The 25,075-nt window shown below is 56.2% G+C and carries 28 protein-coding genes; 9 read left to right on the forward strand and 19 right to left on the reverse strand.

The window, feature by feature from the left end; all coding sequences use genetic code 11:
* Positions 1–62 precede the first annotated feature (62 nt).
* From mltC to mutY, 3 genes are read right to left on the reverse strand one after another with little or no spacing between them, the layout of a single operon-like run.
* Positions 63–1,139, reverse strand: coding sequence for a membrane-bound lytic murein transglycosylase MltC (gene mltC / locus NQ230_RS04275; protein ID WP_047646327.1), 1,077 nt, complete (start codon positions 1,137–1,139; stop codon positions 63–65).
* A gap of 56 nt (positions 1,140–1,195) precedes the next feature.
* Positions 1,196–1,468, reverse strand: a complete 273-nt coding sequence (locus NQ230_RS04280; protein WP_023309138.1) for an oxidative damage protection protein — start codon at positions 1,466–1,468, stop codon at positions 1,196–1,198.
* Between the two features lie 26 nt (positions 1,469–1,494).
* Positions 1,495–2,547 (reverse strand): A/G-specific adenine glycosylase, encoded by a 1,053-nt coding sequence (gene mutY / locus NQ230_RS04285; RefSeq protein ID WP_213822015.1) that lies wholly within the window; start codon positions 2,545–2,547, stop codon positions 1,495–1,497.
* A gap of 144 nt (positions 2,548–2,691) precedes the next feature.
* Between mutY and trmB the strand changes: the two genes are divergently transcribed.
* Genes trmB through NQ230_RS04300 form a run of 3 tightly spaced genes read left to right on the forward strand, consistent with a single transcriptional unit; the run spans position 2,692 to position 4,510 of the window.
* Positions 2,692–3,411 (forward strand): tRNA (guanosine(46)-N7)-methyltransferase TrmB, encoded by a 720-nt coding sequence (gene trmB / locus NQ230_RS04290; RefSeq protein ID WP_023333355.1) that lies wholly within the window; start codon positions 2,692–2,694, stop codon positions 3,409–3,411.
* Entirely contained in the window at positions 3,411–3,737 is a 327-nt protein-coding gene (locus NQ230_RS04295) for a YggL family protein (protein WP_014885198.1), read from the forward strand. Before trmB ends, NQ230_RS04295 begins: the two co-directional genes overlap by 1 nt.
* A gap of 56 nt (positions 3,738–3,793) precedes the next feature.
* Entirely contained in the window at positions 3,794–4,510 is a 717-nt protein-coding gene (locus tag NQ230_RS04300) for a YggN family protein (RefSeq protein WP_257260149.1), read from the forward strand.
* A 75-nt stretch (positions 4,511–4,585) separates the two neighbouring features.
* Here the strand turns inward: NQ230_RS04300 and NQ230_RS04305 are convergent, their stop codons facing one another.
* The 6 genes from NQ230_RS04305 to NQ230_RS04330 form a co-directional block, all read right to left on the reverse strand.
* On the reverse strand, positions 4,586–4,948 hold the full coding sequence (locus tag NQ230_RS04305; RefSeq protein ID WP_193940432.1) for an endonuclease domain-containing protein: 363 nt from the start codon (positions 4,946–4,948) through the stop codon (positions 4,586–4,588).
* A 63-nt stretch (positions 4,949–5,011) separates the two neighbouring features.
* Positions 5,012–6,154: a radical SAM family heme chaperone HemW gene (gene hemW, locus NQ230_RS04310; RefSeq protein WP_121424614.1), complete on the reverse strand. Its 1,143-nt coding sequence runs from the start codon at positions 6,152–6,154 to the stop codon at positions 5,012–5,014.
* A complete protein-coding gene (locus tag NQ230_RS04315; RefSeq protein WP_048979374.1) occupies positions 6,147–6,740 on the reverse strand; it encodes an XTP/dITP diphosphatase in 594 nt (197 codons plus the stop codon). Before NQ230_RS04315 ends, hemW begins: the two co-directional genes overlap by 8 nt.
* Positions 6,741–6,743: 3 nt before the next feature.
* On the reverse strand, positions 6,744–7,040 hold the full coding sequence (gene yggU / locus NQ230_RS04320) for a DUF167 family protein YggU (protein WP_257260151.1): 297 nt from the start codon (positions 7,038–7,040) through the stop codon (positions 6,744–6,746).
* Positions 7,037–7,603 (reverse strand): YggT family protein, encoded by a 567-nt coding sequence (locus NQ230_RS04325; RefSeq protein WP_121424612.1) that lies wholly within the window; start codon positions 7,601–7,603, stop codon positions 7,037–7,039. The genes yggU and NQ230_RS04325 overlap by 4 nt, the downstream gene beginning before the upstream one ends.
* A 21-nt stretch (positions 7,604–7,624) precedes the next feature.
* A complete protein-coding gene (locus NQ230_RS04330) occupies positions 7,625–8,326 on the reverse strand; it encodes a YggS family pyridoxal phosphate-dependent enzyme (protein WP_257260154.1) in 702 nt (233 codons plus the stop codon).
* Positions 8,327–8,343: 17 nt separating this feature from the next.
* Between NQ230_RS04330 and NQ230_RS04335 the strand changes: the two genes are divergently transcribed.
* Positions 8,344–9,324 carry a type IV pilus twitching motility protein PilT gene (locus NQ230_RS04335; protein WP_121424610.1) on the forward strand — a complete coding sequence of 327 codons (981 nt, stop codon included), beginning with the start codon at positions 8,344–8,346 and terminating at the stop codon, positions 9,322–9,324.
* A 10-nt stretch (positions 9,325–9,334) separates the two neighbouring features.
* Here NQ230_RS04335 and ruvX read toward each other — a convergent pair whose 3' ends face one another.
* The 8 genes from ruvX to metK form a co-directional block, all read right to left on the reverse strand.
* Positions 9,335–9,751, reverse strand: a complete 417-nt coding sequence (gene ruvX / locus NQ230_RS04340) for a Holliday junction resolvase RuvX (RefSeq protein WP_029739223.1) — start codon at positions 9,749–9,751, stop codon at positions 9,335–9,337.
* On the reverse strand, positions 9,751–10,311 hold the full coding sequence (locus NQ230_RS04345) for a YqgE/AlgH family protein (protein WP_008499752.1): 561 nt from the start codon (positions 10,309–10,311) through the stop codon (positions 9,751–9,753). The genes ruvX and NQ230_RS04345 overlap by 1 nt, the downstream gene beginning before the upstream one ends.
* Before the next feature lie 87 nt (positions 10,312–10,398).
* Positions 10,399–11,346 (reverse strand): glutathione synthase, encoded by a 948-nt coding sequence (gshB, locus tag NQ230_RS04350; RefSeq protein WP_159514863.1) that lies wholly within the window; start codon positions 11,344–11,346, stop codon positions 10,399–10,401.
* A gap of 19 nt (positions 11,347–11,365) precedes the next feature.
* Positions 11,366–12,097, reverse strand: a complete 732-nt coding sequence (gene rsmE / locus NQ230_RS04355; RefSeq protein WP_257261313.1) for a 16S rRNA (uracil(1498)-N(3))-methyltransferase — start codon at positions 12,095–12,097, stop codon at positions 11,366–11,368.
* Positions 12,098–12,148: 51 nt separating this feature from the next.
* Positions 12,149–12,856: a deoxyribonuclease I gene (endA, locus tag NQ230_RS04360; RefSeq protein WP_121424609.1), complete on the reverse strand. Its 708-nt coding sequence runs from the start codon at positions 12,854–12,856 to the stop codon at positions 12,149–12,151.
* Positions 12,857–12,950: 94 nt separating this feature from the next.
* Positions 12,951–13,448, reverse strand: coding sequence for a SprT family zinc-dependent metalloprotease (locus NQ230_RS04365; RefSeq protein WP_045888327.1), 498 nt, complete (start codon positions 13,446–13,448; stop codon positions 12,951–12,953).
* A 58-nt stretch (positions 13,449–13,506) separates the two neighbouring features.
* Entirely contained in the window at positions 13,507–14,904 is a 1,398-nt protein-coding gene (gene galP, locus NQ230_RS04370) for a galactose/proton symporter (protein WP_023309123.1), read from the reverse strand.
* Between the two features lie 415 nt (positions 14,905–15,319).
* Positions 15,320–16,474, reverse strand: coding sequence for a methionine adenosyltransferase (gene metK / locus NQ230_RS04375; RefSeq protein ID WP_010435443.1), 1,155 nt, complete (start codon positions 16,472–16,474; stop codon positions 15,320–15,322).
* A gap of 425 nt (positions 16,475–16,899) precedes the next feature.
* Between metK and yqgG the strand changes: the two genes are divergently transcribed.
* From yqgG to speB, 4 genes are all read left to right on the forward strand, one after another.
* Positions 16,900–17,043, forward strand: coding sequence for a small protein YqgG (yqgG, locus tag NQ230_RS23030; protein WP_420095149.1), 144 nt, complete (start codon positions 16,900–16,902; stop codon positions 17,041–17,043).
* Positions 17,044–17,137: 94 nt separating this feature from the next.
* Complete coding sequence (gene yqgB / locus NQ230_RS04380; RefSeq protein WP_127312443.1) at positions 17,138–17,269, forward strand: acid stress response protein YqgB; 132 nt, start codon at positions 17,138–17,140, stop codon at positions 17,267–17,269.
* Between the two features lie 8 nt (positions 17,270–17,277).
* Positions 17,278–19,254, forward strand: a complete 1,977-nt coding sequence (speA, locus tag NQ230_RS04385; RefSeq protein WP_047650174.1) for a biosynthetic arginine decarboxylase — start codon at positions 17,278–17,280, stop codon at positions 19,252–19,254.
* Positions 19,255–19,484: 230 nt separating this feature from the next.
* Positions 19,485–20,405 (forward strand): agmatinase, encoded by a 921-nt coding sequence (speB, locus tag NQ230_RS04390; protein ID WP_014071686.1) that lies wholly within the window; start codon positions 19,485–19,487, stop codon positions 20,403–20,405.
* Positions 20,406–20,457: 52 nt separating this feature from the next.
* Here the strand turns inward: speB and NQ230_RS04395 are convergent, their stop codons facing one another.
* Together NQ230_RS04395 and loiP are read right to left on the reverse strand one after the other, a co-directional pair.
* Positions 20,458–21,726 carry an OprD family outer membrane porin gene (locus tag NQ230_RS04395; protein ID WP_257260162.1) on the reverse strand — a complete coding sequence of 423 codons (1,269 nt, stop codon included), beginning with the start codon at positions 21,724–21,726 and terminating at the stop codon, positions 20,458–20,460.
* 209 nt (positions 21,727–21,935) lie between these two features.
* Positions 21,936–22,694 (reverse strand): metalloprotease LoiP, encoded by a 759-nt coding sequence (gene loiP, locus NQ230_RS04400; RefSeq protein WP_021242066.1) that lies wholly within the window; start codon positions 22,692–22,694, stop codon positions 21,936–21,938.
* 272 nt (positions 22,695–22,966) lie between these two features.
* On the opposite strand from loiP, the gene tkt reads away from it, so the two are divergent.
* Positions 22,967–24,958 carry a transketolase gene (gene tkt / locus NQ230_RS04405; RefSeq protein WP_159514860.1) on the forward strand — a complete coding sequence of 664 codons (1,992 nt, stop codon included), beginning with the start codon at positions 22,967–22,969 and terminating at the stop codon, positions 24,956–24,958.
* Positions 24,959–25,075: the final 117 nt, after the last annotated feature.

Consider the following 25,075-nt stretch of genomic DNA (forward strand, 5'->3'; position numbering starts at 1 on the left):
AGAGGGTGTTCAAGTTCCCTCTCCCCTTTGGGGAGAGGGTTAGGGTGAGGGGTGTTGGTTTTCTAGCGACGACGATAGTTCTTCTGCGCCGTATTCACCTTATACAGATAGCGGCGTGATTCCGCAGACGGGTGGCGGGTGGTGAGGGTTGAGTAGACATCTCCCGGCGCCATGCTGTTGATGATGTTCGCGGCCTGCACTTTGTCATTTGAGAAGACGCGCAGCACGCTGCCCGCACCGCCGTTATAGGCGGTGATCACCGCATAGCGGCGCGACGTTGGGTTATCAATGCCGCCCAGGTAGACATTGTTCAGCATCGCCAGGTAGGCCGTGCCGGTATCAATGTTGCTCTGCGGATCGAACAGATAGCTGCGGCTCGGCGTGCCGGATTTCCCCTGCGCGCGGAAGACGTCTTTCCCGGCGCTGTGCTGCACAACCTGCATCAGCCCCAGGGCGTCGGAACGGCTTACCGCGTAAGGGTTGAACGAGGATTCGGTCTGCATAATCGCCAGGATCAGCGACTCATCCACGCCGTACTTACGCGAGGCCTGACGCACCATCCCAATGTACTTATGCGCACGCTTGTCGAGGTGGTTCGGGACGAGGTTGATGGTGACGCTGTAGATAATCTTCAGACCGTTAGAGCGGCTTTTCAGGCGCGTCTGCAGCAGGTAGTCGGCAAATTTCGTGGCGCGACCTTCCCAGCGGATCGGTTGACCGGTCTGATCGACAACCTGGCCGTACAGGAACGGCTCTTTCGAGATCGTGATATCGTCGGCATCGGAGTAGAGATCGATAGATCCCGGATCGTCACCCATCAGCAGGGTTTTGATAATCGCCTGACGGAGTCGTGCCGCAGGGTCGGTGCCTGCGATGGTCTCAACCGTGATCGTACCCTCATCAAAGTTGATGTGGCTACGAGTCTGATAGGCATCGGTGTACTTAACGTAGTCCTTAGGTCCGGCAATAAGAACTTCGTTAAATCCCCATATATTCTCGATGTTGTGGGCAAACTGCCCCATCAAAATGTCAAAACCGTTGGTGTCCTTGATCCAGGCTTCGTTGTAATCTTCGCCTTTTTTTGACGAACACGAGACAAGCAACGGCGCAACAAGGGCTAGCGCTAAAAGTTTTTTCATCATTCCGGGAGTGCGTGTTGTGTTTGCTTTAACGGCGGGGTTTCCCCCGCGCGCTGTTATTTTTCCGGTGGCGTATAGCCTTCGATGTGCACGTCTTTGCCTTCGAACAGGAAGCTCACCATCTCCTGCTCCAGCAGCTTGCGGTGTTCCGGGTTCATCATGCTGAGTTTTTTCTCGTTGATCAGCATGGTCTGCTTTTTCTGCCACTGTCCCCAGGCTTCTTTGGAGATTTCATTGTAGATGCGTTTACCCAGATCGCCCGGATAAAGCTGGAAATCCTGGCCTTCAGCGTCACGCTGCAGGAAAGTACAAAAAATCGTTCTGGCCATACTCATTCCTCTTTTTCTTGTCGATGCTAAACCATTGCACCGGCACGTAATTGTTGTAACAGGCGCTCCACGGGAGCCGCCAGTCCGACTGATGGCGGTTGCGCTAAGTTATACCAGAGAGCGGTGCCTTCATCCATGCACGAGGCAAATGACGACACGGGAAGCCACATGGGTACAATATCCAGGTGGAAATGGCTGAAGGTATGGCGAAACGCGGTCAGCTGCGTCAGGTTATCGGCAGCAATCCCGCGCTGTTTAAGCCATTCACGCAGCAGGTCTTCATTTTCAAACTGTGGGAAGCAGTATAGACCACCCCACAGGCCGCTCGGTGGACGCTGGGCGAGGAATACCTCGTCGCCGTGCTGCATCAGCAGCATATAGCCGGTGCGCTCCGGCAGCGTCTGTTTGGGTTTCTTACCCGGATATTGCGCCCATGAATGGTTGGCATACGCCACGCAGAGATTATTCACCGGGCAGAGTTCGCATTTTGGTTTTGAGCGCGTGCAGACCATCGCGCCGAGATCCATCATCGCCTGGTTGAAACGCTCGACGCCGTTGGCCGGGGTGACCGCTTCACTTATTTCCCACAGACGTTTTTCAACGTCCTTCTTCCCCGGCCAGCCGTCGACGGCATAGCAGCGTGCCAGCACGCGCTTCACGTTGCCGTCGAGGATCGGGAAATGCTTGCCTAAAGACAGGGAGAGAATAGCGCCTGCAGTTGAACGTCCGACGCCGGGGAGATCGGCCACCTCGTCGAAGGTTTCCGGGAATGTCCCGTTGTGGCGCGTGGCAACCTGCTGTGCGGCCTTGTGAAGGTTACGCGCGCGGGCGTAATAGCCCAGGCCGGTCCACAGGTGCAGCACTTCGTCTAATGGCGCATTCGCCAGATCGGTCACCGTCGGGAAGCGCGCCATAAAACGCTCGAAGTATGGGATCACCGTGGCGACCTGCGTTTGTTGCAACATCACCTCGGAGAGCCATACTTTGTAAGGCGTTTTTTCAATTTGCCAGGGCAGGGTTTTACGCCCGTATTTGTCGTACCAGTCCAGCACCTGGGCTGAAAATTGAGAGGCTTGCATGGTCATCGATTCGCATAATCAGGGACGCAGATTGCAGCACAGCGTCAATCTGCTGTAAACCGGATCTTTCCCATGCTTGCATAGAAGCCTTAACTTTGGATAATGCCCGTTTCCCGAACATTCTCACAAGCAGACAACTCTTTTATGAAAAACGACGTCATTTCACCGGAATTTGATGAAAACGGTCGCCCGCTGCGCCGTATTCGCAGCTTTGTCCGCCGTCAGGGCCGCCTGACAAAAGGGCAGCAACATGCGCTGGACAACTACTGGCCGGTGATGGGCGTTGAGTTCAGCGAGCAGCCTCTGGACTTTACTGAGCTGTTTGGCCGCGAAGCCCCCGTCACGCTGGAGATCGGTTTTGGTATGGGCACCTCGCTGGTGACCATGGCGAAAGCCCGCCCGGAGCAGAACTTCCTCGGTATCGAAGTCCACTCTCCGGGCGTGGGGGCATGCCTGGCAACGGCCCATGAAGAGGGCGTTGAGAACCTGCGCGTAATGTGTCACGACGCGGTGGAAGTGCTGCATAAAATGATTCCTGACAATTCTTTAACCATGGTTCAGCTCTTTTTCCCTGACCCGTGGCACAAAGCACGTCATAATAAACGCCGTATCGTTCAGGCACCGTTTGCCGAGCTGGTGAAAAGTAAGCTGAAGCTGGGCGGTGTCTTCCATATGGCGACCGACTGGGAACCGTATGCGGAACATATGCTGGAAGTGATGTCGTCGCTGGATGGGTATAAAAACCAGTCTGCGAGCAACGACTATGTACCGCGTCCGGAATCGCGTCCGGTAACGAAATTTGAACAGCGTGGCCATCGTCTTGGTCACGGTGTATGGGACTTAATGTTCGAGAGGGTGAAATAATGGCAAAGAATCGTAGCCGTCGTCTGCGTAAAAAGATGCACATCGAAGAATTCCAGGAAGTGGGCTTCTCCGTTGCGTGGCGTTTCCCGGAAGGCACCAGTGTAGAACAGATCGATCAGGACGTTGACGCGTTCATCAATGACGTGATTGAGCCAAACAAGCTGGCCTTCGACGGTAGCGGTTACCTGGCATGGGAAGGTCTGATCTGCACCCAGGAAGTGGGTAAATGCACCGAAGAACATCAGGCGCTGGTACGTAAATGGCTTGAAGACCACAAGCTCGAAGATGTCCGCGTCAGCGAACTTTTCGACGTTTGGTGGGACTAACAAAGCAGTAAAGGGCCAGCATTAGCTGGCCCATTTTGTCTGAGGGAGTGTTTAAGATGCGCAAAACGTTGCTGGCTGTTGCTTTGATGGCAACCGGATTCACCGCCCATGCGGATTATCAATGTAGCGTCACCCCGCGTGATGACGTGGTGTTAAGCCCGCAAACCGTGCAGGTCAAAGGCGAGAACGGCAATCTGGTGATTACGCCAGAAGGGAACGTCACCTATAACGGCAAGCAGTACAACCTGACTGCCGCACAGCGTGAGCAGGCGAAAGACTATCAGGCCGATTTGCGTACCGCGCTGCCATGGATTAATGAAGGCGCGCTGACCCGCGTTGAGAAAAGCCGCGTGGCGCTGGATAAGATCATCACCAAAGAGGTGGGGGAGAGCAGCAATATGCGCACCCGCCTGACGAAGCTCGATAAGCAGCTTAAAGAGCAGATGAACCGCATTATCGAGACGCGCACCGACGGCCTGACGTTCCACTACAAGGCGATTGATCAGGTCCGTGCTGACGGGCAGCAGCTGGTGAATCAGGCGATGGGCGGCATCCTGCAGGACAGCATCAACGAGATGGGTGCCAAAGCAGTGCTGAAAGGCGGCGGTAACCCGCTGCAGGGCGTGCTGGGCAGTCTGGGCGGCTTGCAGACCTCCATTCAGAACGAGTGGAAGAACCAGGAAGATGATTTCCAGCAGTTCGGCAAAGACGTGTGTAAACGCGTGGTGTCGCTGGAAGATAGCCGGAAGGCGCTGGTGGGGACGCTTAAGTAAGATCTCTGCACGCTGGACCCCTCACCCTAACCCTCTCCCCAAAGGGGCGAGGGGATGGTTTGCTCCCTCTCCCTTTCAGGGAGAGGGCCGGGGTGAGGGTTGAGGCGCTTGCAGTGTTTCAAGGATCTTTTCCAACACAGCCTCTTCGTTATTCCAGAGTTCGTTGTTCCAGAATCGAATAACGAGCCAGCCCTTTTGGTTTAACCACAACGTCCTTTGACGATCGTATTCCTGCTTTTCATCATGTTGCCCGCCATCCAGCTCAACGGCCAGACGAGCCGCGCAGCAGGCGAAATCCAGAATGTAGTGACCTACAGGATGCTGTCGACGAAATTTATAATTTTCGAAACGGCGGCTGCGCAGTAGATACCAAAGCCGCCTTTCTTCTTTTGTCAGCTCACGTCTGAGCTGTTTTGCATAAGAACGAGTAATTTCCATCCCCACACTCTGCCAGCCTTTCCCTCAGCCGGCAGAACGGGATGCAAAATCCTGAATCAGCCTTCAGGATTCTTCGGCGAGGAACAGCTCAAGAAGGGAGTTTAAGAACAGTTTGCCGTGCTCGGTGATCTGCCAGTATTCCTCACACTCGGTGAGATACCCCTGCGCCAGCGCCTCGTCGATCTGCGGGCGAATCACCGACTCCGACAGCCCGGTATAACGCACAAATTCCGCGCGCGGCGCAGCTTCCAGCAGACGGAAGCGGTTCATAAAGAACTCAAACGGCTTATCCGCCGCCTCAACGTCGTGCTGACGCTCCAGGTAGCGGCCTTCCATATACCCGCGCGGGTGGCGGGTTTTGGCGGTGCGCAGAATGCGCCCGTCCGGGAAGGTCACCTTGCCGTGCGCGCCGCAGCCAATCCCCAGATAGTCGCCAAAGCGCCAGTAGTTCAGGTTGTGCTGGCACTGATAGCCCGGCTTCGCGTACGCGGACGTTTCATACTGCTGATAGCCCGCAGCGGTTAGAAGCCTGTGGCCCTGCTCGAAGATATCCCACAGCGCGTCGTCGTCCGGCAGCACCGGCGGGCGCGAGCCAAACAGCGTGTTTGGCTCGATGGTGAGCTGATACCACGACAGGTGCGGTGGGTTCAGCTCGATCGCCTGGCGCAGGTCGTCCAGCGCCTCTTCCAGCGACTGATCCGGCAGGCCGTGCATCAAATCGAGGTTGAAGCTGCGAAGATTAAGCCCGCTCGCCAGGTTTGCCGCGCGCTTCGCCTCTTCCGGGCCGTGAATGCGACCCAGACGTTTTAGCTTCGGCTCGCTAAAGCTCTGCACGCCGATGGAGATGCGGTTCACGCCCGCGCGCTGATAGTCGACAAAACGGTCGGCTTCAACGGTGCCGGGGTTGGCTTCCATCGTAATTTCCGCATCCGCCGCCAGGTTCAGGCGCGCACGCACGCCGTCCAGCAGCGTCTGCATCGCCGGGCCGGACAGCAGGCTAGGCGTACCGCCACCAATGAAAATGGTCTTAACTTCACGTCCCTGTGCGTAAGCGACATCGGCGTCCAGGTCGGCCAGCAGATGCGCAACGTAGTCATCGTGCGGCACTTCGCCCTTCAGCGCGTGCGAGTTGAAATCGCAGTACGGGCATTTCTGCACGCACCACGGGATGTGAATATAAAGACTCAGAGGCGGCAAATTAGCCATTACGCAGTGCTTCCAGTAACAGTTTCAGCGCGCGTCCACGGTGGGAAATCGCGCTTTTCTCTTCGCGGGTCAGTTCCGCAGCGGTTTTGCCCTCGGTCGGGACAAAGAAAATCGGGTCGTAGCCAAAGCCGCCGTTGCCAGCCGCTTCACGGGTAATCACACCCGGCCAGCTGCCGTGGCAGACGATCGGCGTCGGGTCTTCTGCGTGACGCATATAGACCAGCACGCAGTGGAACTGCGCGGTGCGTTGCTCGTCCGGGACGTCTTTCAGAGCGACAAGCAGCTTTTCCAGATTCTGCTGGTCGGTGGCGTCAACGCCGGAGTAGCGCGCGGAGTAAATCCCCGGCGCGCCGCCGAGAAAATCCACGGCCAGGCCGGAGTCGTCGGCAATTGCTGGCAGGCCGGTAATCTGCGCGGCGTGGCGTGCTTTTAGGATCGCGTTTTCGATAAACGTCAGCCCCGTCTCTTCGGCGGACTCCACGCCAAGATCGGTCTGGGCGACCACGTCCAGCCCAAAATCATTTAATAGCGAGGCCAGCTCGCGCACTTTACCGGCGTTGCCGGTCGCGAGAACAACTTTCTGCATGGTTTAGTCCTGTTCTTTCAGAGCCGCGACTTCCGTCGGGATAGATTGCGGATTAAGGATTTTTACCTGTTTATGTCGCCCAAGTTCACCTTTTTCAATGATGACCTGGCTTTTGGCGACGCGAAACTGTTTTGCCAGATATTTGGTCAGATGCGCGTTCGCCTGGCCGTCAACCGGCGGGGCGGTGATGGCGACTTTTAACTCGTCGCCGTGCAGCCCGACAATACTGTCACGGCTGGCTTTGGGCTGAATATACAGCCGCAAGACCAGCCCGTCAGCGTAGGTGCTTACTGCACTCATAGCGCCATCCACAGCCCCGGCAGCAGCATGTTGCCCGTGGACTGTAACAGCTCAGCGATCCCCATGTTGACCACATAGAGCAGCAGAACCAGGATCATCGGGGAAAAATCGATGCCGCCCATAGACGGAAGCAGGTTACGGATCGGACGCAGCAGCGGCTCGGCCAGCTGAATCAAAGCATACTCCACCGGGCTACGCCCCTGGCTCACCCAACTCATAATGGCCATGACCAGCAGCACCCAGAAAATCAGCAGGCCGACGGTTTTGACCAGAATCAGGACCGCGGCAATCCAGATAATCGGCTGGAAGGTAATGACCATAAACAGCACGATTGCTTTGATAACGCTCAGAATAAACGCCACCAGCAGAGACGAACTGTCGATGGGACCCATGGCCGGGATAATACGGCGCAATGGTCCGACAATAGGCTGCGTGATTTTCACGACAAACTGCGAGAACGGATTGTAAAAATCACAGCGGGCCCACTGCATCCAGACGCGCAGCAAAAGCGCCATCGTATACAGCTCAAGCACAGTTGAGAGTAGGAAAGTCAACGTCTTCATGGCGTTCCTCAGGTTTCCTTATTATTTTGAGTAGTCGCGCGCACCGAAAATTGCCGTGCCGATGCGCACCATAGTGCTGCCTGCCGCGATGGCGGCTTCCATATCATCCGACATGCCCAAAGAAAGCGTGTCTACCGTGTTATAGCGCGCTTTAAGCGCCTCAAATGCTACAGCCATTTGCTGTGCCACGGCAAACTGCCTTTCATAACTTGACTCAGGCGCCGGAATGGCCATCAGCCCGCGCAGGGTTAATCGCGGCAGTTCTGCCACCTCTGCGGCCAGCGCGTCCAGTTCGCTCAGCGCAATGCCGGACTTGCTGTTTTCGTCGCTGATGTTGATTTGAATCAGCACGTTAAGCGCAGGCATGTCTGCCGGACGCTGGTCGTTCAGACGGGTAGCAATGCGCAGACGGTCAACGGTATGGCACCAGTCGAAGTGCTCTGCCACCAGACGGCTTTTGTTCGACTGCAGCGGGCCAATAAAGTGCCATTGCAGACTCGTCTTCCCCTGTTCCTGGAAGTAGCGAATTTTATCCACGCCTTCCTGCACGTAGTTTTCACCAAACGCTCGCTGTCCTGCATCAATGGCTTCTGCGATGGCGCTCGCAGGCTTGGTTTTGCTGACTGCAAGCAGCGTAATTTCTTCTGAAGCCCGGCCGCAACGCGTTGTAGCGGCTGAGATTTTGTCCCGGACCTGTGCCAGGTTATGCGCAATGTCGTTCATTTTCCGAGGAGTAGTCTATGGATGTGGAAGAAATTGTGGCCCTTAGTGTAAAGCATAACGTCTCCGATCTACACCTGTGCAGTGATTCACCACCGCGCTGGCGCAGATTAGGCCGGCTTGAGCCTGCTCCCTTTCCACCTCCCGACGTTGGGGCGTTATTAAAAGCGTGGCTCAACGATGAGCAGCAGGGAACATGGTGGGCGAACGGGCAGGTGGACTTTGCCGCGACGGTGACGGGAGGCCAGCGTCTGCGCGGCAGTGCCTTTAAGCAGATGAGCGGTATCTCTGTGACGCTGCGGCTGTTGCCGCGTACCTGCCCGCAGCTCGCTTCGCTGGGCGCGCCGCGGGCAATCCCGGAACTGTTATCCAATGACGCCGGGCTGATTCTGGTGACAGGGGCAACCGGCAGCGGTAAATCCACTACGCTGGCGGCGATGGTCGATTTTCTTAACCGCCATGCTGACGGCCATATCCTCACGCTTGAAGATCCGGTGGAGTTTATCTACCAGAGCGAGCGTTGCCTGATCCAGCAGCGGGAGATAGGCCAGCACAGCCCGTCATTTGCCGACGCGCTGCGCAGTGCCTTACGCCAGGATCCGGACGTTATTCTGCTGGGGGAGCTGCGCGACAGCGAAACGATCCGCCTGGCGCTGACGGCGGCGGAGACCGGACATTTGGTGCTGGCGACGCTGCACACGCGCGGGGCATCGCAGGCGATTGAACGGCTGGTCGATACGTTCCCGGCGCAGGAGAAAGATCCGGTGCGTAACCAGCTGGCCGGCAGCCTGCGGGCGGTGCTGGCGCAAAAGCTGCTTCCCGATCTACAGGGCGGGCGCGTCGCGTTGTATGAACTGCTGGTGAACACCGCAGCGGCGGCGAATCTTATTCGTGAAGGGAAAACGTGGCAACTGCCCGGCATCATCCAGACCGGTCAGCAGGCAGGAATGCAGAACTTTGACCAGAGTCTGGCGGAGAGACGGGCGCAGGGGCGACTGTAGGCCCCTCTGTTTAAAAGCCCTGGTCGAAATAGCTTTCGAGGATGATGACGGCAGAAGCGGAGTCCACGCTGCCTTTGTTGAGCGCACGGAAGCCGCCGTGCTCAAACAGGCCAGCACGCGCTTCGACGGTGCTAAGACGCTCGTCGTGAAGCTTCACGGAGACGCCAAAACGGCCATGGATTTTATTGGCGAACTTACGCGCCCGGGCGGTAAGCGGTTGTTCAGTGCCGTCCATGTTCAGCGGCAGCCCAACAATCACGTCATCCGGCTGCCACTCTTTGAGCAGACGCTCGATAAGATTCCAGTCTGGCGTGCCGTCATTAGCCTTCAGGGCCGTGAGCGGACGCGCGGTACCGGTGATGCGCTGACCCACGGCGACGCCAATGCTTTTGGTACCAAAATCGAAGGCCAGAAGCGTTCCGCTCATCAGGCGTGCCCCGCTACGCCAGGCATGGTCAGGATATCAATGCCAATCAGCTTCGCCGCGTCACGCCAGCGATCGGCGATAGGGGTTTTAAACAGGATATTCATGTCCGCAGGTGCGGTCAGCCACGCGTTATCGAGGATCTCTTGCTCAAGCTGGCCTTTCTCCCACGACGAATAGCCCAGTGCCACCAGCACTTCAGAAGGCTGCTCTGCGGTGCCCAGCGTTTCGAGCACGTCACGCGATGTCGTGATAACGGTGTTGTCGGAGATGCGAATGCTGGAAGAGAATACCGGCGGCGTATGCAGGATAAAACCGCGATCTTCTGCAAGAGGTCCACCCAGCATCACGGGTTTATCAAGCCGGATTTCCGGCAGTCGCGCTTCAGCCGGGATTTTCAGCTTGTCCAGAATTCCTTCAACCTGAAGATTTTCCAGCGGTTTATTGATGATAATGCCCATCGCGCCGTCTTCATTGTATTCACAAATGTACACCACAGCGCGGCGAAAAATCGGGTCCTGGAGAGCAGGCATGGCAATAAGAAAGTGATGCTGTAAATTCATTGTCAGAGGTACTGTTTCCTGGTTTAAAAAGCGACAGCGCCCAGTATGGGGACAAACACAGGCGCTGTCACTAATAGTATTGTTAGGTTATTTCTGTAAACGTTTTTCGATAGCGTCCATCAGCATTCCGGTGATCGAAATCGGGAATTCCGCTTCAATTTCACGAATGCAGGTCGGGCTGGTGACGTTCACTTCGGTCAGGCGATCGCCGATGATATCCAGGCCAACGAAGATCAGGCCTTTGGCTTTCAGCGTCGGGCCAACGCGACGGGCAATTTCCCAGTCGCTTTCGGTCAGCGGGCGCGGCTCGCCGCGGCCACCGGCTGCCAGATTACCTCGGGTTTCGCCACCCTGCGGAATACGTGCCAGGCAGTATGGAACCGGTTCGCCATCCACTACCAAAACGCGTTTGTCGCCGTCTTTGATCGCCGGAATATAGTTCTGCGCCATGCAGTAACGCGTGCCGAGTTCGGTCAGCGTTTCGGCAATCACGCCAATGTTCGGATCGCTCTCTTTCACGCGGAAAATCGACGCGCCGCCCATGCCGTCCAGCGGCTTCATGATGATATCGCCGTGCTTCTGCCAGAATTCCTTCAACTGCGCTTTGCTGCGGGTCACCAGGGTTTCCGGCGTCAGTTCAGAGAACCAGGCGGTGTAGAGCTTCTCGTTGCAGTCGCGCAGGCTCTGCGGCTTGTTGACGATCAGCGTGCCTTTCTCTTCTGCACGCTCAAGGATGTAGGTGCTGTAGATGTATTCAGTGTCGAACGGCGGATCTTTACGCATCAGGATGACGTTGAGATCGGCCAGGGCAATGTCCTGCTCGGTGCCGAACTCGTACCATTTGTCGTAGTTCTGCTCGACGTTAACGATGCGGGTGCGCGCGCGCGCTTCACCGTTGATCAGGTAAAGATCGTTCATCTCCATATAGTGGAGTTCATAGCCGCGACGCTGCGCTTCCAGCAGCATGGCGAAGCTGGAATCTTTCTTGATGTTAATGTTTGCGATGGGGTCCATCACGATGCCGAGCTTGATCATGTTCTTCTCCGTTAATGCTTCAACCCAGATCGCCAAACCGTACCTGTAGCGCGGTAATGGCCGTGAGTGCCGTTGTCTCAGTGCGCAGAACGCGAGGTCCCAACAGAATATCAGTAAACTGGTAACGTGCCGTCATCGCAATTTCGTCCGCCGACAGGCCGCCTTCGGGGCCAATCAGCAGGCGTACGCGCTCGACGGGCAGGGGCAGCGTATTGATGCTGGCGCTGGCGCGCGGATGAAGATTGAGCTTCAGCCCTTTCTCCTCTTCTGCACACCAGTCCTCCAGAACCATCGCCGGGCGGATCTCCGGAATACGGTTACGGCCGCTCTGTTCGCAAGCCGCAATGGCGATTTTCTGCCACTGCTGGATCTTTTTGTTCAGACGTTCCGCATCCAGTTTAACGCCACAGCGCTCAGAAAAAAGTGGCGTAATGAGGCTTACACCCAGTTCAATGGATTTCTGAATGGTGAACTCCATTTTCTCACCGCGCGACATCACCTGGCCCAGATGGATGTGCAGCGGTGATTCCCGGTCATCCACTTCGCCACGCAGCACGTTAACGTGTACGCTTTTTTTATCCGACCGCGTGATTTCCGCGTCGAAAACCTGGTTCGAGCCGTCGAACAGCTGGATAGCCTGACCTGCGCCCATGCGCAGCACGCGGCCAACGTGGTTGGCGGCGTCATCAGACAGGGCGATTTCGCGGCCTGCGGTAATCAGTTCAGGATGGTAAATGCGGGGAATGCGCATAGTCAGAAATTCCATGTGTCATGCGATATAAGCGAATTGCCGTAGTGTAGGTTAGCTCTTTTGCGCCTGGCAAGCCCGCTGGACGTAAGGGTTGTGATTCCCCTGGACTCTGGCGATGCGCTCGTCGCGCTGGCATTCCCACTCCGTCACCGGGTACTGCTTGTCCCAGGCGTTGAACAGCTGCGTCTGCTGGCGTGAAAGGTTGAGGTCATAACGGTCACGCATATAGAAGTAGGTGCGGGCAATACTGCCGCGCGCGCGGGCAGGGGGCTCGGCGACTTTCTCTTTAAAATCAACCTTCATACCGCACTGGCCGTACTGGCCTTCACCACCGTTCCACTGGCTGTACATGAAATTACCGCGGTCACCGTTCACTTCGCCAACCGCAGGCTGCAGGTTATGCATATCGCTTTCCATCTGGCGGTAAACCGGATCTTTGGAACAGTTTTTACGTCCGCCGTCCTGCCAGCACTGGCGCTGGTGGCCAAACTGCCAGGCCGGAACGACATGTTCCCATTCGATGCGGCTGGCGCGGTTTTCGTTTTTACGCACCTTATAGCCGCAGGACTCAAGGTCAACGACCCCTTTTTTACCCTGCCAGTTAATTTTGCAGCCGCAGTAGAAATCACCCGGCACATCGGCGTTCACCTTCACGCCTGCTGCCTTAGCCTGGGAAAAACTGTTGATACCGTCGGCCAGAGCATGGCCTGAGAGCGCCGTCGTCAGAAAGGCGACCGCGAGAGAAAAATTACGGGACATCTTACACTCCGTGTCAAAACGAGCCCGCAACGTAACGAATGTTGTTCCTGTATGCAATCAGTCAGATCAGGAAAGTTCCTGAAAGTTCAGATGATTATTCCGCAACCAGCGGCTCGCCGCATTTGACGCAGCGGTAAGTCGCCTCGCCGCGCACCACGCGATTATGGCGGCGGACGGTAAGCTGATGCTGCTGACACTGGCAGCGGTAGGGGAAGGTATTGCGGCGCACCGATTCCAGTTCGAACTGATGGGTACGGCGTGCCGGAACGCCGAGCACCGCTTCCATCATCCACTTCCACTCTTTCCCGTGGGGCGCGACGCGTCCGAAGTGTTTCCACACCAGCAGATGCGCCAGCTCGTGCGGTACCACTTCCTCGATAAACGCCTGCTGGTTTTCCATCATCAGCACCGGGTTAAGGCGTATCTCATAAGGCTCGAGCCAGGCGGTGCCGGCCGCGGTGCCGCGCTGCTGATAAACGATCTTAGGTTCAGGGTAATTGCGACCGAGCTTCAGGTTCGCCTGGGCGAGTTTTTCCCGCAGGCAGCGCATAACGGCTTGCTGAAGGGCGATGGGGAGACGGGGTGCTTTCATAGGAGCAGAGCATAAAGCGCGAAGCGGGGAGGCGCAAGAGGCGCCTCCCGCATGAGGATCAGTCGTGGGCGCCGATTTCGCGCAGAGGACGACCTTTCATCAGGTTACGTTCAATATGTTCCAGAGAAACGTGTTTGGTTTCTGGAACCAGCCAGATAGTCAGCACAATAAAGAAGATATTCAGACCGGCGTAGACCCAGAAGGTGTTCGCGTTGCCCAGGGTATTGAGCATGGTCAGGAACGTTGCGCCGACGATCATGTTGGCAATCCAGTTGGTTGCGGTAGAGCAGGTGATACCAAAATCACGCCCTTTCAGCGGCTGGATCTCAGAGCACAGCACCCAAATCAGCGGGCCAGCGCTCATCGCAAACCCGACGATAAACATCAGCAGCATGCCGACGGCAAAGTACTGGGCGGTTGGTGAGTGAATGCCCACATGCATCATGGTACCGAGGACACCCATACCGGCCGCCATCACCAGGAAGCCCAGCGTCAGGGTTGGCTTACGTCCCCAGCGGTCCACCAGACCGATGGCGATAAAGGTCGCCAGCACGTTGGTCAGACCCACGATGACGGTCCCCCACATCTGCTCGGTGGTGTTGGTGTAGCCCGCCAGCTCAAAGATTTTTGGCGCGTAATACATGATGACGTTCATCCCGGTGAACTGCTGCATCACCTGAAGCAGCACGCCGAGGAACACCGCGCGGCGGAAGTTGCTGTTCTCTTTAAACAGCGCCCAGCCGGACTGTTTGACCTTCAGGCTTTCGCGGATCTCTTCCAGCTCGTTTTTCGCTTCGGCGCTGGTGTCGCGCAGGCGCATCAGTACGCGTTCGGCATCGTGGAATCGACGTTTTGCGGCAAACCAGCGCGGGCTGTCCGGAAGGAAGAAGACGCCAATCAGCAGCAGAATGGCCGGGATGATGATCACGCCGAGCATCCAGCGCCATGCGCCGCTGTAGCTAAACGCGGTATCGGAAAGGTACGCGCCCAAAATACCGATGGTGATCATGAGCTGATACATCGAAATCATACTGCCGCGGATTTTCTCCGGCGCGATTTCAGACAGGTAAAGCGGAGCGGTATAGGACGCCACGCCCACGGCCAGGCCGAGCAGCACGCGGGAAACCAGCAGAACCTCTACGTTAGGCGCTGCGGCAGAGAAGAGTGAACCGGCAACGAACAGGATCGCGCCGATCATCAGGCTCTTTTTACGCCCGAGCTTGAAGGAGAGCCAGCCGCTGCCGACGGCCCCGACGGCCGCGCCAAACATCATGGAGCTGACCACCCACTCCTGGGTGTGAGCACTGATCTGGAACTCGTCAGTGATGAAAGGTAATGCACCGGCAATCACGCCGATATCCAGGCCAAAAAGTAATCCTGCCAGGGCGGCGAGGAAACAGACGAAGAATGTCATCGCCTTGTTGGACGTACGCCCCTGTTTTTTATTGTCAGGCATTATGCCCTCCAGTTGGGTTATCAGTTTTATTGATGTAAAGGGTAGGTGAGTGACCCGTAAAAATATGTGAGATTAATCACATAGGTGTAATCGGTTACACTAACGTGAAACCGTAAAAATAATTAAGGCTTTGAAAATATAGAGGTAAACGAGGTGATACGCATCGCGTTTGTTAGAATTTCGGACTTAACTGAAATGAAATGTAACAGCAGAAGAAAGACGATCAGGCAAAGAGATTATTCTGAAAGCGGGATATATTCGGCATGGTGTAATCGGTTTCAAATATTGCCGGGTGGCGGCTGCGCCTTACCCAGCCTACAAACACCTCAAAACCCGTAGGTCGGGTAAGGCGCAGCCGCCACCCGACACAAAAAAGGCCAGCACAAAGGCTGGCCTGTTTAACGCTGTCAGTCGATTACTTCAGACCGGCAGCTTCACGCAGCAGGGCGGCTTTGTCGGTTTTTTCCCATGGGAAATGTTCACGACCAAAGTGACCGTATGCCGCGGTTTCTTTGTAGATTGGGTGCAGCAGATCCAGCATCTGAATCAGGCCGTATGGACGCAGGTCGAAGAACTCGCGCACCAGCAGCGTCAGCTGTTCTGAAGGCACTTTTTCAGTACCAAAGGTTTCAACCATGATGGAGGTTGGCTCAGCCACGCCGATAGCGTAGGAAACCTGGATCTCACAGCGGTCAGCCAAGCCGGCAGCAACGATGTTTTTCGCAACATAACGTGCAGCGTACGCCGCAGAACGGTCAACTTTAGACGGATCTTTACCGGAGAACGCACCGCCACCGTGACGCGCCATGCCGCCGTAGGTATCAACGATGATTTTACGACCGGTCAGACCGCAGTCACCCATTGGGCCGCCGATAACGAAGCGTCCGGTTGGGTTAATGAAGAATTTGGTCGCAGAGCTCAGCCATTCGGTCGGCAGAACCGGCTTGATGATCTCTTCCATCACCGCTTCCTGCAGGGATTTCTGATCGATATCTTCGGAGTGCTGGGTAGACAGAACCACCGCGTCAATACCGACGATTTTACCGTCGTCGTACTGGAAGGTGACCTGGCTTTTCGCATCCGGGCGCAGCCACGGCAGGGTGCCGTTTTTACGCACTTCGGCCTGACGCTGCACCAGACGGTGCGCGTAGGTGACCGGTGCTGGCATCAGCACGTCGGTTTCGTTGGTTGCATAGCCGAACATCAGGCCCTGGTCGCCCGCGCCCTGTTCCAGCGGATCGGCACGGTCAACGCCCTGGTTGATGTCTGGAGACTGTTTGCCAATTGCGCTCAGTACCGCGCAGGAGTTGGCATCAAAGCCCATATCAGAATGCACATAGCCGATCTCACGCACCGTGTTACGGGTGATCTCTTCGATATCAACCCATGCGCTGGTGGTGATCTCACCGCCGACCAGAACCATGCCGGTTTTGACATAGGTTTCACACGCTACGCGCGCTTTTGGATCCTGCGCCAAGATCGCATCCAGCACCGCATCGGAGATTTGGTCAGCAATTTTATCAGGATGTCCTTCTGATACGGACTCGGACGTAAACAGGTGTTTTGCCATGTTTTATTTCACCTAAGAGGAATTTGGTTAGCTCAAGCTGCTGTGTGGAATAGCCAAAGGAGATAATTCTACCAAGGCCTGCAGGTTTTTGACACTGGCAGTATGAGTGTTAATCAGTATAGATGGATTAACATCTGGATGGCTATTTTAGGTCACTTCTTCGCCCGATTTCCAGTTTTTTTTGACTAACCTCTCACTCAGTTGAAATTGCGGCTGGCAATAATTCCTGACGGCCCCGGCAACACGCACATTTATCTTTTGCTTTTTACCCCTGTTCTCGGTATAAAACGCGGCGCGCGGCTCATATAAAATAAGCGCTCGATGAACTCATCGTGTCGCCACTTCCAGCCGGGTTAAGCAGTGAACTTTTAGCTTTGGCTTGTGGTCCGTTTCAGCAGAGGCGGCCGTGGAGGTGATACGAGATAATGAACCATCGTTTTCCGCACATTCAGCGCAGCCGTTCTGGCGCGCATTTGATTCCCGCAACCCGCATTTCTAGTCTGCAAACCTGCCGATGTTATACCCATCTCGGCGCTTCTCAGGATTCAAGGGCCGGTTACGCTCTGTGAAAACTGAACAAGGGCGCTCTTGTTAATACAAGAGTTTTCTCGTGGTTTCGCCGAACCTTGTCATACAGAGTTCGGATACGTGTTTTACAATGATATGAATAAGAAACCGGTCGCACGGTCTGGTTTTCAGCATACTCTGCTGGGAAACGGAGCCGTTTATGGGTTGTTATCGCCGTATAACGCTGCGATAGTAGTCAACTGTTTTACACTTAATACAAAGAGTTGAGGTTCGCTATGTCTGACGACATGTCTTCTTTTTCGCCTTCGTCAGCGGGCGAACAGGGTGTACTACGTTCTATGCAGGAGGTTGCGATGAGCTCCGAGGAAGCCAGCAAGATGCTGCGCACTTACAATATTGCCTGGTGGGGCAATAACTACTACGACGTTAACGAGCTGGGCCACATCAGCGTCTGCCCGGATCCGGACGTCCCTGAAGCGCGCGTGGACCTTGCTAAACTGGTGAAAGCCCGTGAAGCTCAGGGTCAGCGTTTGCCTGCACTGTTCTGCTTCCCGCAGATCCTGCAACATCGCCTGCGTTCTATCAACGCCGCCTTCAAGCGCGCGCGTGAGTCCTACGGCTATAAAGGCGACTATTTCCTGGTTTACCCGATCAAGGTGAACCAGCACCGCCGCGTGATTGAATCCCTGATCCACTCCGGCGAGCCGCTGGGCCTGGAAGCTGGCTCCAAAGCGGAGCTGATGGCGGTTCTGGCGCATGCGGGCATGACCCGTTCGGTGATCGTCTGTAACGGTTATAAAGACCGTGAATACATTCGTCTGGCGCTGATTGGCGAGAAGATGGGCCACAAGGTCTATCTGGTTATCGAAAAGATGACCGAAATCGCCATCGTGCTGGAAGAGGCCGAGCGTCTGAACGTCATCCCACGCCTTGGCGTGCGTGCGCGTCTGGCGTCACAAGGTTCCGGTAAATGGCAGTCCTCCGGCGGCGAGAAATCCAAGTTCGGCCTGGCGGCAAACCAGGTTCTGCAGCTGGTGGAAATCCTGCGCGAGCGCGGTCGTCTGGACAGCATTCAGCTGCTGCACTTCCACCTCGGCTCGCAGATGGCCAATATTCGCGACATCGCCACCGGCGTGCGTGAATCCGCGCGTTTCTACGTGGAGCTGCACAAGCTTGGCGTGAATATTCAGTGCTTCGACGTGGGCGGCGGCCTCGGCGTGGACTACGAAGGGACCCGCTCGCAGTCTGACTGCTCGGTGAACTACGGCCTGAACGAATACGCGAACAATATCATCTGGGCGATCGGCGATGCCTGTGAAGAGAACGGCCTGCCGCACCCGACGGTGATCACCGAATCCGGTCGCGCGGTGACCGCGCACCATACGGTGCTGGTCTCTAACATCATCGGCGTTGAGCGTAGCGAAATCTCAGAAGCGACGCCTCCGGCAGACGATGCCCCGCGTTCCCTGCAAAGCATGTGGGAAACCTGGCAGGAGATGCACGAGCCGGGCACGCGTCGTTCCCTGCGTGAATGGCTGCACGACAGCCAGATGGACCTGCACGACATTCACGTGGGTTATTCTTCAGGCACCTTCAGCCTGCAGGAGCGCGCGTGGGCGGAGCAGCTTTATCTGAACATGTGCCATGAAGTGCAGAAGCAGCTCGACCCGAGCAACCGCGCGCACCGTCCGATTATCGACGAGCTGCAGGAGCGTATGGCGGATAAGATTTACGTCAACTTCTCGCTGTTCCAGTCGATGCCGGATGCCTGGGGTATCGACCAGCTGTTCCCGGTTCTGCCGCTGGAAGGGCTGAACCACGCGCCGGAACGTCGTGCGGTGCTGCTGGACATCACCTGTGACTCTGACGGCGCTATCGACCACTACGTTGACGGCGACGGTATTGCGACGACGATGCCAATGCCGGAGTACGACCCGGAGAACCCGCCGATGCTGGGCTTCTTTATGGTCGGCGCGTATCAGGAGATCCTCGGCAACATGCACAACCTGTTCGGCGATACCGAAGCGGTGGACGTGTTCGTGTTCCCTGACGGTAACGTTGAAATCGAGCTGTCCGATGAAGGTGACACCGTGGCGGACATGCTGGAATACGTTCAGCTGGATCCGAAAAAACTGCTTACCCAGTTCCGCGACCAGGTGAAAAACACCGGTCTGGACGATGCGCTCCAGCAGCAGTTCCTGGAAGAGTTTGAAGCGGGTCTGTACGGGTACACCTACCTGGAAGACGAGTAGCCGCTGATGCCCGGTGGCGCAGCGCTTACCGGGCCTACGAATGTAGGCCGGATAAGGCGAAGCCGTCATCCGGCAGAATGCTATACTCACTTGAACCCGTATGCATTACCGGCGATAATTCGCCCCAATAAGCGATTTACGAATCAATCCCTTCCTCGTCGGGTTTAACGACGCGGAGGGGATTTTTTTTCATCTGTTTTTAATGTATCGACTTTAAAAGAGGTCAGGACATGAGCACTTTAGGTCATCAGTACGATAACTCTCTGGTATCTAACGCGTTTGGTTTTTTACGCCTTCCGATGAACTTCCAGCCTTACGACAGCGACGCTGACTGGGTGATCACCGGCGTACCGTTCGACATGGCAACGTCCGGTCGCGCGGGTGGTCGTCACGGCCCGGCAGCAATCCGTCAGGTTTCCACGAACCTGGCCTGGGAGCATAACCGCTTCCCGTGGAACTTCGACATGCGCGAGCGCCTGAACGTGGTGGACTGCGGTGACCTGGTGTATGCCTTCGGCGACGCGCGTGAGATGAGCGAAAAGCTGCAGGCGCACGCCGAGAAGCTGCTGGCTGCCGGCAAGCGCATGCTCTCCTTCGGCGGCGACCACTTCGTGACCCTGCCGCTGCTGCGCGCCCACGCGAAGCACTTCGGTAAAATGGCGCTGGTGCACTTCGATGCGCATACCGACACCTACGCGAACGGCTGCGAGTTCGACCACGGCACCATGTTCTTCACCGCGCCGAACGAAGGTCTGATCGATCCTAACCACTCCGTGCAGATCGGTATTCGTACCGAGTTCGACAAAGACAACGGTTTCACCGTGCTGGACGCGGGCCAGGTTAACGATCGCGGCGTGGATGACATCATCGCTCAGGTGAAGCAGATCGTGGGTGATATGCCCGTGTATCTGACCTTCGACATCGACTGCCTGGATCCGGCATTTGCACCGGGCACCGGTACGCCGGTCATCGGCGGTTTGACCTCAGATCGTGCCATCAAGCTGGTGCGCGGTCTGAAGGATCTGAACATTGTCGGGATGGACGTGGTGGAAGTGGCGCCTGCGTACGATCAGTCCGAGATCACTGCGCTGGCCGCAGCGACCCTGGCGCTGGAAATGCTCTATATTCAGGCTGCTAAGAAAGGCGAGTAAGCCTCGCCTGGCGTGAAAAAAAACCTCTCTCTTGAGAGGTTTTTTATTGCCTTTAGAACACGTTAAACGGGTATTCCACGTAAGCGCGGATCTCATCCCCGCCCACGTTGTACTCGCTGGCGTTGCTGGAGACACGCAGGACGGAGTAGCGCAGGCGCAGCGTCAGGTCTTTCGCCGGACCGTCCTGTACCTTGTACTGGATCTGGTTAAACCACTCGTGCTCTTTACCGTTGCTGGTTTCAGAGGTTTTGATGTTATCGCCGCGCACGTAGGCGGTGGTCCAGCTCAGGCCCGGTAAGCCAAGGCCGCTAAAGTCCAGACCGTAGGATGCCTGCCAGGAACGTTCATCTTCGCCGTTAAAATCAGACCAGTAGGAGTTCGCCAGCCAGATGGTGTTACCGCCGTCACCCACGCCACCCTTGTCGCGATAGCCGCCGTAGTTGTAGCCGGTGCTGCCGCTGCTCTGCTGGTAAGCCACTTTGAACGTGTGAATGTCCCAGATGTAGCTCGCCGCCAGGCTCCAGATGGTGTTGCTGCGGCCCGTGTCGAGGCTGTCCGCGTAACCCTGATCCAGACGGGAGTTATAGCCGTTGAAGTCGAGTACCAGCTGCTGCCCGGTGCTGAACGGCTGTTTGAAGTTCATGCCCAGGTACTGCTTGTTCATCACCTCTTCATTATGAGAGGCGTACAGCGCGCCGCTGAACTGGTCGTTAAACTGATAGCTCGCACCGCCGAAAGAGAGGCTCTTCAGTCCGCTGTCGTGGCGGTCATCGCTTTTACGCTGCTCGTCGGTGAAGTAACCGGCGTTGACTTCCAGACCGTCGATCTCTTTCGAGGTGAGCATGGTGCCGGTGTAGCTTTCAAACAGCAGGCGGGAGCTGTCTGCATTGATGATAGGCAGCTCAGGACGCTGATTTCCGTAGCTCAGCACGGTGTTTGATATGCGCATTTTGGCGGTAGCGCCAAACTTTGCCAGATCGGATTTTGCCCGGCCATCATCTTCCTGTTTAAAGAAGTCGATGCCGCCTGCGCCGCTTTTGCCACGGCCGCCGTCCAGGCGCACGCCGTATTGAGCAATACCGTCCACACCAAAGCCCACCAGCCCTTCGGTATAGCCGGATGCAAACGTGGCGATGATCCCCTGACCCCATTCGGCTTTGTCCTGCTGGCCCTGATGGTAGTCGCGGCTGATATACGCATTGCGTAAAAACAGATCCAGATGGCTGTCGTCAATAAAACCCTGGCTGTCGGATTGCTGGCTTGCAGCGGCAGGTAATGTGGCAAATAAACTTAAAGCAATTAATGATAATTCTTTTTTCACGGAGGGAACGTCTCTGTCTGGATATATTAATTTGAATAACTGCGGGGTGATAATTACCGGAAATATTAATGATTGCAATAAATATGTGACCAGACGTTTCAATGTGACAGGACAGATTTGGCGGGGCTTTCAGAGGTGTTATCGATACGTGCTGTTAAGTTAACAATTCATGCGAAATAAAAGGGAGGCAAAACTGCCTCCCGGTAAAATTATTTAATTCCGTCTGCGGCCATGCGGTCGCGAATATGCTGCGCGCGTTCTTCTGAGGCAGGGTGATCGTCAAACATGGAGCTTTGGCGTCCCGCTTCCAGCTTGGCCAGTTTTTCGAAACTGGTGGCTAAACCTGATGGATTAATGCCGCGTTTGCGCAACAGATCGTAGGAGTAGTCATCCGCCTCGGACTCCTGGCGCTGTGAGAACTGAGAGTTAACCAGCTTTTCACCCACGTCGCCAAGCTGTGACTGCGACAGGCTGCCAACGATACCGCCCGCTGACGCCGCCGCTGCGCGGATGGCATTGGTGCCCAGGGCAACCTGCATCCCTTTCTTCACGTGGCCCAGGGCAACGTGGCCCATTTCATGGCCGATGACCGCTTCCACTTCGTTGTCGGTCATCATGTCCATCAGCCCGCTATAGACGCGGATACAGCCGTTCGCCATCGCGAAGGCGTTCACGTCTTTCGCCATGTACACCTTGTAGTTCACCGGCTGGCCGTTGATGTTGTCGCCCAGCGCGGACGCAATCTTATTCAGACGCTGCGTGTAGGTACTGTTAGCCGGCGCAAGCGTGGCTTTTCCGTCCATATCTTTACAGGCCTGGTCGCTCAGCGCTTTCACCTGCGCATCGCTCAGGGAATAGGCCTGAAAGGCCTCTGCGCCTGACGTCATCAGACCGTTAGAATCCATATTCTGACAGCCGCTCAGCAGGAGCGTTGTACCCAGGGCCAGCACTATTGCACGCATTTTCATGAGGTTGCTTCCGTACTCGTTAATCTGAATAAAATCCGAAAAATGCACCGTCAGCGAAGCCGGTGTCGAGCTAAGTATAAGGAATATCGACAGAGCCGGGCGAGTAGATTGCGCAACATGCGAGCATGATCCAGAGATTTCTTAACAAGCAAAAGAATGCTCCATGTACATGACTTGCGGCTTGGGTTACATTGTTGGCACTTTTTTCCGGCGTAGCCCAAAACGCGCTGTCGTCAAGGGCATGGCCTTTAACAGTCCGATCTGGAGTTAAAATGTCCTCACGTAAAGAGCTTGCTAATGCTATTCGTGCGCTGAGCATGGACGCAGTACAGAAAGCCAAATCCGGCCACCCAGGGGCTCCTATGGGTATGGCTGATATCGCCGAAGTCCTGTGGCGTGATTTCCTGAACCACAACCCGCAGAACCCGTCATGGGCTGACCGCGACCGCTTCGTGCTGTCCAACGGCCACGGCTCAATGCTGATCTATAGCCTGCTGCACCTCACCGGCTACGATCTGCCAATTGAAGAGCTGAAAAACTTCCGTCAGCTGCACTCTAAAACTCCAGGTCACCCGGAAGTGGGTTACACCGCTGGCGTAGAAACCACCACCGGCCCGCTGGGTCAGGGTATTGCTAACGCTGTGGGTATGGCGATTGCTGAGAAGACGCTGGCGGCGCAGTTCAACCGTCCTGGTCACGACATCGTAGACCACTTCACCTATGCGTTCATGGGCGACGGCTGCATGATGGAAGGCATTTCTCACGAAGTGTGCTCCCTGGCAGGTACCCTGAAGCTGGGCAAACTGGTTGCGTTCTATGACGACAACGGTATCTCCATCGACGGCCACGTTGAAGGCTGGTTCACCGACGACACCGCAGCACGTTTCGAAGCCTACGGCTGGCACGTTGTGCGTGGCGTTGATGGCCACGATGCTGACTCGATTAAACGTGCAGTGGAAGAAGCGCGCGCTGTGACGGACAAACCGTCCCTGCTGATGTGCAAAACCATCATCGGCTTCGGCTCCCCGAACAAAGCGGGTACTCACGACTCCCACGGCGCGCCGCTGGGCGACGCGGAAATCGCACTGACCCGTGAAGCACTGGGCTGGAAACACCCTGCATTCGAAATCCCATCTGAGATCTACGCTCAGTGGGATGCAAAAGAAGTAGGCCAGGCGAAAGAAGCGGCCTGGAACGAGAAGTTCGCTGCCTATGCGAAAGCGTTCCCGCAGGAAGCGGCTGAATTCACCCGTCGTATGAAAGGCGACATGCCGTCCGACTTCGACGCGAAAGCGAACGAGTTCATCGCTAAGCTGCAGGCGAACCCGTCTAAAATCGCGAGCCGTAAAGCGTCTCAGAATGCGATTGAAGCGTTCGGTCCTCTGTTGCCTGAATTCCTCGGCGGCTCCGCTGACCTGGCGCCATCTAACCTGACCCTGTGGTCCGGTTCTAAAGCGATCAACGAAGACACTGCCGGTAACTACATCCATTACGGTGTACGTGAATTCGGTATGACTGCGATTGCCAACGGTATCTCCCTGCACGGTGGTTTCCTGCCGTACACCTCTACCTTCCTGATGTTCGTGGAATATGCACGTAACGCCGTGCGTATGGCCGCGCTGATGAAACAGCGTCAGGTGATGGTCTACACCCACGACTCCATCGGTCTGGGTGAAGATGGCCCAACTCACCAGCCGGTAGAGCAGGTGGCTTCCCTGCGCGTGACCCCGAACATGAGCACATGGCGTCCATGTGACCAGGTTGAATCCGCGGTAGCGTGGAAATACGGTGTTGAGCGTCAGGACGGTCCAACCGCGCTGATCCTCTCCCGTCAGAACCTGGCACAGCAGGAGCGTACGCCTGAGCAGCTGGCGAACATCGCTCGCGGTGGTTACGTGCTGAAAGATTGCGCGGGCCAGCCAGAGCTGATCTTCATTGCCACCGGTTCTGAAGTTGAACTGGCTGTTGCCGCGTGGGAAAAACTGACTGCCGAAGGCGTGAAAGCGCGCGTGGTTTCCATGCCGTCTACCGACGCGTTCGACAAGCAGGATGCCGCTTACCGTGAATCCGTGCTGCCTAAAGCGGTTTCCGCTCGCGTGGCAGTGGAAGCGGGTATCGCTGACTACTGGTTCAAATACGTGGGCCTGAACGGTGCCATCGTCGGTATGACCACCTTCGGTGAGTCTGCTCCGGCAGAGCTGCTGTTCGAAGAGTTCGGCTTCACCGTTGAGAACGTTGTCGCGAAAGCGAAAGAACTGCTGTAATTGCTGTTTTGCCCGGTGGCGCGCTAGCGCTTACCGGGCCTACAAATGGCACGAAAGTAGGCCGGGTAAGCGCTAGCGCGCCACCCGGCTTTTTTGTAGACATTATTCCACCTAAAA

This window comes from Enterobacter asburiae (assembly GCF_024599655.1).
Classification (GTDB): Bacteria; Pseudomonadota; Gammaproteobacteria; order Enterobacterales; family Enterobacteriaceae; genus Enterobacter; species Enterobacter asburiae_D.